Raw genomic sequence first — 10086 nt, 5'->3', positions numbered from 1 at the left:
ACAGTCTACGAAGCAGCGGTGACGGCTCGGGGCCGGTCGCCGGAGGCGGACACGCGCCGGACCCCCAGTTCGGGGGCCTGCGTGACCGGACGGGGCGCACCCGGGCCCTCGCGGCTCAGTGGCGCGGGAGGGTGTCGTCCACGTCGTCCGGGCCCGCCGGTGCAGCGTCGACCTGCAGCACGACGACCGTGACGTTGTCACGCCCGCCCGCGATGACCGCGTCGCCCACCAGGCGCTCGGCGAGCTCCTGCGGGTCCGCGACCTTCGCGGCGATGCGCGAGATGCCGACGTCGCCGATCTCCTTGGTCAGGCCGTCCGAGCACACCAGGTACCGGTCGCCGGTCCGCAGCGGGATCGTCCACCAGTCCGGCTCCGGCGGCTCGCCGAACCCGACGGCCCGCGTGATGACGTTGCTGTCGGGGTGCGACTCGGCGTCCTCGGCGCGGAGCACGCCGGCGTCGACCATCTCCTGCACGACCGAGTGGTCGACCGTCAGACGACGCAACGGCCCTCCGGCCTCGCTCCGGTAGGTGCGGGAGTCCCCCACGTTGAAGACGAGCGCCGCGGGCTGCCCCTGGCCGGCGACGAGTGCGACACCGGTCACCGTCGTCCCCGCCCCGAGGGCGTTCCCGCCCGCTGCGCGCTCGATGTCCGCCGTCGCGAGCAGCAGCGCGTGCTGGATCGTCTGGCGCGATGCGAACGACTCGTCGGTCGACGCACCGAGCCGTCGGACGACGGCGTCACTGGCGCGGTCCCCCGCGAGGTGCCCGCCCATGCCGTCCGCGACGACGAAGAACGGCGCTGCGACGATGTAGCTGTCCTCGTTGTGGTCCCGGCGTCGACCGACGTCGGTCGCCGCACCCCAGGAGAGCGTGAGGGTCTCACCCCCGGCACCGGGGACGTCGATCGCGTGGGCGGAGGCTGCTCGGCCGAGTTCGGTCACGGTTCAGGATCGCTCTCTGGTGTTCGGGACGGACCGGGGTCCGGGGAGGGACCGGGGGACGACGTGTCGGACGGCCACCGGTCGGACGGGCGTGCGACGACGGGCGGCACCGCCCGCGTGAACGGCGACAGCACCTCGATCCCGTTGCCGTCACCGATGTCGACAACCGTACCGGTCAGCACGACCATCGAGGCGCCGGACGGCATCCGGTGCGGCGGAGCGCCCGCGGGCCGGATGACCGTGCCGTTGGTCGACCCGAGGTCGTCGACGACCGTGGAGGTCCCGGCGGCGGAGAAGCGCACGTGCGACGACGAGACGAGGCCGGTCGGCGACGCCACCGTGACGAGCTCCGGCGCCGCGCCCGGGACCACGCGCGGCGATGCCGGGCGTCGCCCGACGACCACCGGTCGGTCGAGGCGGTGCACGCGGTCGCCGATGCGGACGGCGGGCACCGGGACGGACGGCGTCCACCGAGCTGCCGGGCCCGACGTCTGGGCGGACGCGGACGCCGATGCTCCGTCCGACCCGGCCGCCGATGCTCCGTCGGACCCGGCCGGCGCACCGGGGAGTCCGCTGCCGACGCTCCCCCAGGTGCCCGCAGCCGGGCGGGCAGCGCTGCCGACGGTGTCACCGAGGTCGTCCGGCTCCGCATCCCGCCGGCGCGCAGGACGGAGCACGGTGTCGTCGAGGTCGTCCTCGTCGTGCACGTGCGGCTCCTCCCGTCGGCACCCCCACCGTAGACGATGCGGTGCACCGGGGCTTCACCTCCGCCACGCCGCGCGGGCGCCGGCGCGACAGGTCCGCAGCACGAGCCCGGCGAGCGGGTCGTCCGCCCGGACCGCGAGGGCGTGGCGCGCCCGGGTCGTCGCCCGGAGCTCGGAGCCGAGGGCCCACGAACACCAGGCTCCGAGTGCGAGGGCACCGGCGACACCGATCTCGGACAGCCCGGAGTCCGATGACCGCGTCCACCGACGCCACGCCTCGACGCACCGGTCCCCCGCGGTCCGCACCCGGTCCCGATCCGGTTCCGGACCCGAACCGTGCAGCGCCGACGGCGTCGGCTCGCTGAACGGGTCGAGCGGCCGGACGTCCGCGGCGTCCATCGGACCCGGATCGGCGAGGAACCGGACGAGGGCGAGCCGGGTCGCGAGCGCCCCGCAGGCGGTCGTGACCGCGACTGCTCCCGACGCACTGAGGTCCTCCGGAGCGACGAGGGCACGGGCGGCTGCCGGCAGGGTCACGGCAGCGGCGATCTCGCGGGTGTGTCGTGTGTACGGGTCGGTCGTGGTGCTGATCGTGGTGGTCTCCATGCCGACAGCCTGCCGACCGGCGACCACCGCATCGTCACTCCCGGCCCGACCCGTGGACGTGCCTGCCGCGTCCGCACCCTGTGGACGAACGGTCGGGACGGCAGGGGACGGCGGTCAGGCCGTCGCCGGCTCGAGGCTCTCTGCGACGAGGTCCCATGCGTCCCCGCGGCGTTCGAGGTCGACCCCGTTCCCCGCTGCCCAGTCGACGAGGTCCGCCGTCGACGAGACCGCTGCACCGGTCCGACCGAGCAGCGCGACGAGCCGTCCCTTCGCGGTCTTGTTCCAGTGGTTCAGCGCCTTCCGCCGCCCGTCCGCGGTGACGGACACCACCCGCAGGACCACGGCGCCCTCGACCGGCCCGAGTGCCCGGTACCCCTCCGAGCGGAGGTCGAGCACGAGCCCCCCGGTGCGGCCCGTCAGGGCAGCACCCGCCGGGGCCGGCCAGTGCGTCGCGAGCCGGAGGCCCGGCAGTCGGGAGTCGTGCGACAACCGGTACGCCGGCACCGGGTCCGCTGCCCCGACCGGCCCGAACATCGCCGACTGCACGACGACGTGTTCCGCCCACCACGCACGCGTGGTGGCGTCGGCCGCCGGCACGTCGAGCGGGTCGTAGAGCACGCCCGTGTAGCGCTCGATCGCCGGCATCGTCGGACTCTCGTGCAGCACGAGGTTCCGGAGCCGTTCCGCGACCGACCTCGGTCCGAGCTTGAGCGCCGCCCGCGCGGTGGACTCCTCGGAACTGACGGAGCGGGCCGCGGTGATCACCGCGGCCCGCTCTGTGGCCAGTTCCGGGAAGGAGAGCGCCCTCAGGTCGAGGGTGCGCTCCGGGTCCCCGCCCTCCCGCTTCGTCTCGGACGGCGGGAGGAGGACGGTCAGTCCGGTCAGGACGCGAGCGCGGCCTGCCGCGCCACGATCGTGACCGTGTCGTGCTCGACGGAGAGGAAGCCGTCCTCCGCGTCGACCGCGACGGTCGAGCCGTCGGCCCGCGTGATGCGGACCTGACCCTGCGCGAGGGTGGCGAGCATCGGCTCGTGTCCCGCGAGGATGCCGATCTGGCCCTCCGTCGTCCGTGCGACGACCATGGTGGTGTCGCCCGACCAGACCTCGCGGTCAGCCGAGACGACACTCACGGTGAGACCCGCCATCTCAGCGGTTCTCCTTCTGGATCTGTGCCCACTTCTCTTCGACGTCGTTGATGCCACCGACGTTGAAGAACGCCTGCGTCGCAACGTGGTCGAACTGGCCGTCGGCGATGGCGCGGAAGGACTCGATCGTGTCCTTCAGCGGGACGGTCGAACCCTCGACGCCCGTGAACTTCTTCGCCATGTACGTGTTCTGCGAGAGGAACTGCTGGATCCGGCGAGCACGCTCGACGGTGATCTTGTCCTCTTCGGAGAGCTCGTCCACACCGAGGATCGCGATGATCTCCTGCAGTTCCTTGTTCTTCTGCAGGATCGCCTTGACGCGGGTCGCGGTCTCGTAGTGGTCAGCACCCAGGTACCGGGGGTCCATGATCCGCGAGGTCGACGTCAGCGGGTCGATCGCCGGGTACAGACCCTGCGACGCGATCTCACGCGACAGCTCGGTCGTGGCGTCGAGGTGCGCGAACGTCGTGGCCGGCGCCGGGTCGGTGTAGTCGTCGGCCGGCACGTAGATCGCCTGCAGCGAGGTGATCGAGTGACCACGCGTCGAGGTGATGCGCTCCTGGAGCACACCCATCTCGTCGGCGAGGTTCGGCTGGTAGCCCACCGCGGACGGCATGCGACCGAGCAGCGTGGAGACCTCGGAACCGGCCTGCGTGAAGCGGAAGATGTTGTCGATGAAGAGCAGGACGTCCTGCTTCTGCACGTCGCGGAAGTACTCCGCCATCGTCAGCGCCGACAGGGCCACGCGGAGGCGCGTTCCCGGCGGCTCGTCCATCTGGCCGAACACGAGGGCCGTCTTGTCGAAGACCCCCGCCTCTTCCATCTCACCGATGAGGTCGTTGCCCTCACGGGTGCGCTCACCGACACCGGCGAACACCGACACACCACCGTGGTCCTGCGCGACGCGCTGGATCATCTCCTGGATGAGGACGGTCTTGCCGACGCCCGCACCACCGAAGAGGCCGATCTTGCCACCCTGCACGTACGGCGTGAGGAGGTCGATCGACTTGATGCCGGTCTCGAACATCGAGGTCTTGGACTCGAGCTGGTCGAAGGCCGGGGCCTTGCGGTGGATCGGCCAGCGCTCGGTGATCTCGAGCTTCTCGTCCGTGTTCAGCACGTTGCCGAGCACGTCGAAGACCTTGCCCTTGGTCACGTCGCCCACGGGCACCGAGATCGGAGCGCCGGAGTCGCGGACTTCCTGGCCGCGGACGAGACCGTCGGTCGGCTTCAGCGAGATCGCACGGACGAGGTCGTCACCGAGGTGCTGCGCGACCTCGAGACCGATCTCCTGCGACGAGTCACCGATGGTGATCGTCGTGAACAGGAGGTTGTACATCTCGGGGATGGCGTCGTGCGGGAACTCGATGTCGACGACGGGACCCGTGACACGGGCGATCCGGCCGACACCGGGCGCCGACGACGTCTCGACCGCGGTGGTGGCGGTGTCGGTCATGGCTGGTGCCTTCCTGAGGGTGGGTTCTGTCCGCGAGCTGCGCGGACCACTACTTCTTCTTCGACGAGAGTGCGTCGGCGCCGCCGACGATCTCGGAGATCTGCTGCGTGATCTCGGCCTGACGCGCGTTGTTGGCGAGTCGGGTGAAGTCGCGGATCAGCGAGTCGGCGTTGTCGCTCGCCGACTTCATCGCCTTCTGGCGGGCGGCGTGCTCGGAAGCGGCCGACTGCAGCATGGCGTTGAAGATGCGGCTCTCGATGTAGACCGGGAGCAGGGCGTCGAGGACTGCGTCCGCGTCCGGCTCGAACTCGTACAGCGGGAGGGGCTCGTCGTTCGACGGGGCTTCCACCCCGTCGACGACCTCGAGCGGGAGCAACCGGACGACCTGCGGCTCCTGCGTGGCGAGGCTGAGGAAGCGGTTGAACACGATGTGGATCTCGTCCACGCCGCCCTCAGCCGTGTCCTGGAGGAACTTCGACACGACCGCGTCGCCGATCTCCTTCGCCGTCGAGAACTCCGGCTGGTCGGTGTTGCCGACCCACTGGCGCTCGGACGGACGCTCGCGGAACGCGAAGTACCCGACGGACTTGCGTCCGACCAGGTAGAAGACGACGTCCTTGCCCTCGCTGCGGAGCAGGGAGGCGAGCTCCTCGCCCTGCTTGAGGACGTTCGTGCTGAACGCGCCGTTCAGGCCCCGGTCCGACGTGAACAGCACCACGGCTGCACGCGTCGACGTCGCCGGCTCGGTGGTCAGCACGTGGTCGACGTTCGAGAACGTCGCCACGGCCGACACCGCCCGCGTCACGGCCCGCGAGTACGGGCCGGACGCGGCCATGCGGGCCTGGGCCTTCTGGATCCGCGACGCCGAGATCAACTCCATCGCGCGGGTGACCTTCTTGGTGGTCTTCGCCGACTTGATGCGCTGTCGGTAGACCCGGACCTGTGCCGCCATCTAGCGACGACCCTTGACGATCTGCTCCTGGTCGACGTCATCGGCCGAAGCGGACTCGACGTTCTCGGAGCCCAGGGTCTTGCCGTCGCTGGTCTGGAAGCCCTTCGTGAAGGCGTCGATCTGCTTCGACATCTCGGCGACGGTCTCGTCGCTGAGCTGGTTCGTCTCACGCAGCGTGGTGAGCACGTCCGAGTTGCGACGCAGGTGCTCGAGCAGCTCGCCCTCGAAGCGCAGCACGTCGGAGACGGGGACCTCGTCGAGCTTGCCGTTGGTGCCGGCCCAGATCGAGACGACCTGCTCCTCGACGGGGTACGGCGAGTACTGCGGCTGCTTGAGCAGCTCGGTCAGACGCGCACCACGGTCGAGCTGACGGCGCGACGCCTGGTCGAGGTCGGACGCGAACATCGCGAATGCCTCGAGCGAGCGGTACTGCGCCAGCTCGAGCTTCAGCGTGCCGGAGACCTTCTTGATCGACTTCACCTGCGCGTCACCACCGACGCGGGACACCGAGATGCCCACGTCGACGGCCGGACGCTGGTTCGCGTTGAACAGGTCCGACTGCAGGAAGATCTGGCCGTCGGTGATCGAGATCACGTTGGTGGGGATGTACGCCGAGACGTCGTTCGCCTTGGTCTCGATGATCGGGAGGCCCGTCATCGAACCGGCGCCGAGCTCGTCGGACAGCTTGGCGCAACGCTCCAGCAGGCGGGAGTGCAGGTAGAAGACGTCGCCCGGGTAGGCCTCGCGTCCCGGCGGACGACGGAGGAGGAGGGACACGGCTCGGTACGCCTCGGCCTGCTTGGACAGGTCGTCGAAGATGATCAGGACGTGCTTGCCCTGGTACATCCAGTGCTGACCGATGGCGGAACCGGTGTACGGGGCGAGGTACTTGAAGCCGGCCGGGTCGGATGCCGGGGCGGCGACGATGGTGGTGTACTCCATCGCGCCGGCGTCCTCGAGCGCACCCTTGACGGACGCGATCGTCGAGCCCTTCTGGCCGATCGCGACGTAGATGCAGCGGACCTGCTTGTCGACGTCGCCGGACTCCCAGTTGGCCTTCTGGTTGATGATCGTGTCGATCGCGATGGCCGTCTTGCCGGTCTGGCGGTCGCCGATGATCAGCTGACGCTGACCGCGGCCGACGGGGATCATCGCGTCGATCGCCTTGATGCCGGTCTGGAGCGGCTCGTGCACCGACTTGCGGGACATGACGCCCGGGGCCTGGAGCTCGAGGGCGCGACGGCCTTCCGCAGCGATCTCGCCGAGACCGTCGATCGGAGCGCCGAGCGGGTCGACCACGCGGCCGAGGAAGGCGTCGCCGACGGGCGCGGAGAGGACCTCGCCGGTGCGGGTGACCTCCTGGCCCTCCTCGACGCCGCCGAACTCGCCGAGCACGATGGCGCCGATCTCGTCCTCGTCCAGGTTCTGCGCCAGGCCGAGCGTGCCGTCCGCGAAGCGGATGAGCTCGTTGGCCATGACGCCGGGGAGGCCTTCGACGTGGGCGATTCCGTCACCGGCGTCGGTGACGTGCCCGACCTCGGCCGTGGAGGCCTTCGTCGGCTCGTAGTTCGAGACGAAGTCCTTCAGGGCATCACGGATCTCATCGGGGCTGATGGTGATGTCTGCCATGGGATTTTCCTTGTGGTTTTCCGGGGCCCTTCGGCTCCGAGAGGGTGATGCTGCCGCGGACGACAGTTCCCGTTGTGGACTTGGGTGGGGCGTCTTCGACCGTACGCTCAGCGCGCGAGCTGGAGACGGAGGTCGGCGAGCCGGGACGTGACGGTGCCGTCGATGACGTCGCCGCCGACCTGCACCCGGACCCCGCCGAGGACGGTGGGGTCGACGACCTGGTTGACGCTGATGTCCCGGCCGTACCGCTCGCCGATGCCGCGGGCGACGCGAGCCGCCTGCTCGTCGGACAGCGGGGCTGCCGTGATGACCGTGGCGACGAGCTTGTCCGCCTGGTCGGCGACGATCCGCGAGGCGTCACGGACGATCTCACCGATGCGGCGGCCGCGGGGCTGCTGCACGAGGTTCGACACGATCGTGATCGTCTGCACGGAGACCTTGCCGCCCAGGAGACGCTCGGCCAGCGAACCCTTCTGGTCGGGGCTGCCGAGCTTGGTCCCGAGCGCGAGCTCGAGGCCGGCGTCCGAACGGACCGCGGTCTCGAAGGCGAACAGTTCGGCCTCGATGGCGGTCGACTGGTCCGCCGTCGCTGCCACGGCCCGGACGGCCGCGTCCTCGATGCCGGCGAGCAGGTCCCCCTGGGAGGACCAGCGCGATCCGGCCACCGCGCTCAGGACGGCGCGCGAGGCGTCGCTCTGACCGGCGAAGACGCGGTCGATGAGGACCTTCTTGCCGGCGGTGTCGGCGGTCGGGTCCGCGAGCAGGTTGAGCAGCTGCGGCGCACGGGCGATCGCACGCCCTGCGGCGAAGATCTCCGTCCCGACCGTGAGGTCGACGGCGCCGCCGAGGTCTGCGAGGGCCGCCCGGGTGGACGACATCGCTTCGCGGGTGGCGCTACGCATGCTCAGTGCTCCGTTCCGGCAGCCGTCTGGGCGCCCTTCGACGACTCGAGGTCGGCGAGGAAGCGGTCGACGACGGCGGTCGCCTTGGCGTCGTCCCGGAGGGACTCGCCGATGACACCCGACGCGAGGTCGAGTGCGAGCGTGCCGACCTCGGTGCGGAGCGACTGGAGCGCGCTCTGGCGCTCGGCCTCGATCTGCGCCTGGGCGTTCGCGGTGATGCGTGCGGCATCGGCCGTGGCCTGCTCGCGGACCTCGTTGCCGATCGCGGTCGCGTCGGCACGGGCCTGCTCACGGATGCGCGACGCCTCGGCACGCGCGTCCGCCAGCTGCTTGTTGTACTCGTCGAGCGCAGCAGCGGCCTGTTGCTGGGCGGCTTCGGCCTTCTTGATGCCGCCCTCGATGGCCTCGGTGCGCTCATCGAGCATCTTCGTGATGCGCGGTGTGACGACACGCCACATCACGATGAAGATGATGACGAAGGCCACCGCGGACCACACGATGTCGTACACCGGTGGGATCAGCGGATTGTGGGTCTCCTCCGCCGCGATGATGAGTGCAGTCTGCATCGAGATGCCTTACTGGGCGGTGAAGATGAAGTACGTCGCGATGCCGATGAAGGCAAGGGCCTCGGTGAAGGCGATACCGATGTACATGAGGGTGGTGAGGCGACCCTGGAGTTCGGGCTGGCGGGCCACGGACTCGATGGTCTTGCCGACGACGATGCCGACGCCGATGGCCGGGCCGATCGCAGCGAGGCCGTAGCCAACCGTCGCGATGTTGCCGTTGATCTCCGCGAGAACGGTCGTTGCGTCCACGTGTTTTCCTTTCGAGGTGCGAGTCCGACGAGTGTCGGTCCCGTAGGGGGTCAGAAGGGTGTCAGTGCTCGTCAGCCAGCGCGAGCTGGATGTAGACGGCCGTCAGCAGCATGAAGACGTACGCCTGGAGCAATCCGACGAGGACTTCGAAGAAGCTGAAGGCGATGCCGAACGCGAGCGTCCCGACACCGAACAACTTGAAGAGGCTCTCCGCGTCGAAGAAGAAGAACCAGGTCGCCGAGAAGAACAGGACGAGGAGCAGGTGCCCGACGACCATGTTCATCAGGAGTCGCAGCGTCAGCGTGATCGGACGGAGCACGAAGGTCGACACGATCTCGATCGGCGTCACGATGATGTACAGGAACCACGGCACCCCGGGCGGGAAGAGCGAGTTCCGGAGGAACGTGCCCGGGTGCTTGCGGAGGCCCGCGTAGATGAAGGCGACGTACGCGACGATCGCGAGGATCATCGGCATCGCGATGCGGCTGGTACCGGCGATGTTCATGAACGGGACGAGTCCCGTGAGGTTCATGAACAGGACGCCGAAGAAGATCGTCGCGAGGAGCGGCAGGAAGCGCTTGCCGTCCTTCTCACCCAGGTTGTCGAAGGTGTTGCGACGGACGACGTCGAAGGCGTACTCGATGAAGGCCTGTCCACGGTTGGGGACCAGCTTGAGCGCGCGGGTTCCGGCGAACGCGAAGACGAGGAGCACGGCCACCGCGAAGAAGCGGATGAGGACGATGCGGTCCATCTCGAACGCAGTACCGGCGAAGAAGATCGGGTCCGGGAAGAACTCGTTGATCGACGGACCATGGAACTCGGCGGCCTTGCTGCTCCCCGCCGCGACGGGGTTACCCGCAGCGATGAGGGACAGGGGAAGAGCGTGGGATAGCAGCGCTGTCTCCTGTGTCGGGGCGCGCACGCATGGCACGCG

12 protein-coding genes are annotated in these 10086 nt (G+C 69.6%); all 12 read right to left on the bottom strand.

Going from position 1 to position 10086, the window contains the following annotated elements; genetic code table 11:
* Positions 1-115: 115 nt before the first annotated feature.
* Positions 116-943, bottom strand: coding sequence for a PP2C family serine/threonine-protein phosphatase (locus tag DEJ16_RS08310; RefSeq protein WP_110825104.1), 828 nt, complete (start codon positions 941-943; stop codon positions 116-118).
* On the bottom strand, positions 940-1650 hold the full coding sequence (locus DEJ16_RS08305; protein ID WP_110825105.1) for a hypothetical protein: 711 nt from the start codon (positions 1648-1650) through the stop codon (positions 940-942). Before DEJ16_RS08305 ends, DEJ16_RS08310 begins: the two co-directional genes overlap by 4 nt.
* A gap of 54 nt (positions 1651-1704) precedes the next feature.
* The gene (locus tag DEJ16_RS08300; RefSeq protein WP_146232850.1) at positions 1705-2253 is read right to left on the bottom strand and encodes a hypothetical protein; all 549 of its coding nucleotides are present in this window, start codon (positions 2251-2253) and stop codon (positions 1705-1707) included.
* Between the two features lie 114 nt (positions 2254-2367).
* Complete coding sequence (locus DEJ16_RS08295; protein WP_110825107.1) at positions 2368-3129, bottom strand: YaaA family protein; 762 nt, start codon at positions 3127-3129, stop codon at positions 2368-2370.
* Between the two features lie 5 nt (positions 3130-3134).
* Complete coding sequence (locus tag DEJ16_RS08290) at positions 3135-3398, bottom strand: F0F1 ATP synthase subunit epsilon (RefSeq protein WP_110825108.1); 264 nt, start codon at positions 3396-3398, stop codon at positions 3135-3137.
* A 1-nt stretch (position 3399) separates the two neighbouring features.
* Positions 3400-4854 (bottom strand): F0F1 ATP synthase subunit beta, encoded by a 1455-nt coding sequence (gene atpD / locus DEJ16_RS08285; RefSeq protein ID WP_110825109.1) that lies wholly within the window; start codon positions 4852-4854, stop codon positions 3400-3402.
* A 49-nt stretch (positions 4855-4903) separates the two neighbouring features.
* Complete coding sequence (locus DEJ16_RS08280) at positions 4904-5806, bottom strand: F0F1 ATP synthase subunit gamma (RefSeq protein WP_110825110.1); 903 nt, start codon at positions 5804-5806, stop codon at positions 4904-4906.
* Complete coding sequence (gene atpA / locus DEJ16_RS08275) at positions 5807-7435, bottom strand: F0F1 ATP synthase subunit alpha (protein ID WP_110825111.1); 1629 nt, start codon at positions 7433-7435, stop codon at positions 5807-5809.
* A gap of 107 nt (positions 7436-7542) precedes the next feature.
* Positions 7543-8337, bottom strand: a complete 795-nt coding sequence (locus DEJ16_RS08270; protein WP_110825112.1) for a F0F1 ATP synthase subunit delta — start codon at positions 8335-8337, stop codon at positions 7543-7545.
* Between the two features lie 2 nt (positions 8338-8339).
* Positions 8340-8903, bottom strand: coding sequence for a F0F1 ATP synthase subunit B (locus tag DEJ16_RS08265; RefSeq protein WP_110825113.1), 564 nt, complete (start codon positions 8901-8903; stop codon positions 8340-8342).
* Between the two features lie 9 nt (positions 8904-8912).
* Positions 8913-9152 (bottom strand): ATP synthase F0 subunit C, encoded by a 240-nt coding sequence (atpE, locus tag DEJ16_RS08260; RefSeq protein ID WP_110825114.1) that lies wholly within the window; start codon positions 9150-9152, stop codon positions 8913-8915.
* 61 nt (positions 9153-9213) lie between these two features.
* Complete coding sequence (gene atpB / locus DEJ16_RS08255) at positions 9214-10074, bottom strand: F0F1 ATP synthase subunit A (protein WP_258365879.1); 861 nt, start codon at positions 10072-10074, stop codon at positions 9214-9216.
* Positions 10075-10086 lie beyond the last annotated feature (12 nt).

Source organism: Curtobacterium sp. MCJR17_055, assembly GCF_003224335.1.
Taxonomy (GTDB): domain Bacteria; phylum Actinomycetota; class Actinomycetes; order Actinomycetales; family Microbacteriaceae; genus Curtobacterium.
This window is presented reverse-complemented; position numbering and strand designations above follow the sequence as displayed.

Coding starts and splice junctions, on each gene's coding strand:
- DEJ16_RS08270 (WP_110825112.1), bottom strand. CDS start 8,337: ATGCGTAGCGCCACCCGCGAAGCGATGTCGTCCACCCGGGCGGCCCTC.
- DEJ16_RS08300 (WP_146232850.1), bottom strand. CDS start 2,253: ATGGAGACCACCACGATCAGCACCACGACCGACCCGTACACACGACAC.
- DEJ16_RS08290 (WP_110825108.1), bottom strand. CDS start 3,398: ATGGCGGGTCTCACCGTGAGTGTCGTCTCGGCTGACCGCGAGGTCTGG.
- DEJ16_RS08265 (WP_110825113.1), bottom strand. CDS start 8,903: ATGCAGACTGCACTCATCATCGCGGCGGAGGAGACCCACAATCCGCTG.
- atpD (WP_110825109.1), bottom strand. CDS start 4,854: ATGACCGACACCGCCACCACCGCGGTCGAGACGTCGTCGGCGCCCGGT.
- atpA (WP_110825111.1), bottom strand. CDS start 7,435: ATGGCAGACATCACCATCAGCCCCGATGAGATCCGTGATGCCCTGAAG.
- DEJ16_RS08280 (WP_110825110.1), bottom strand. CDS start 5,806: ATGGCGGCACAGGTCCGGGTCTACCGACAGCGCATCAAGTCGGCGAAG.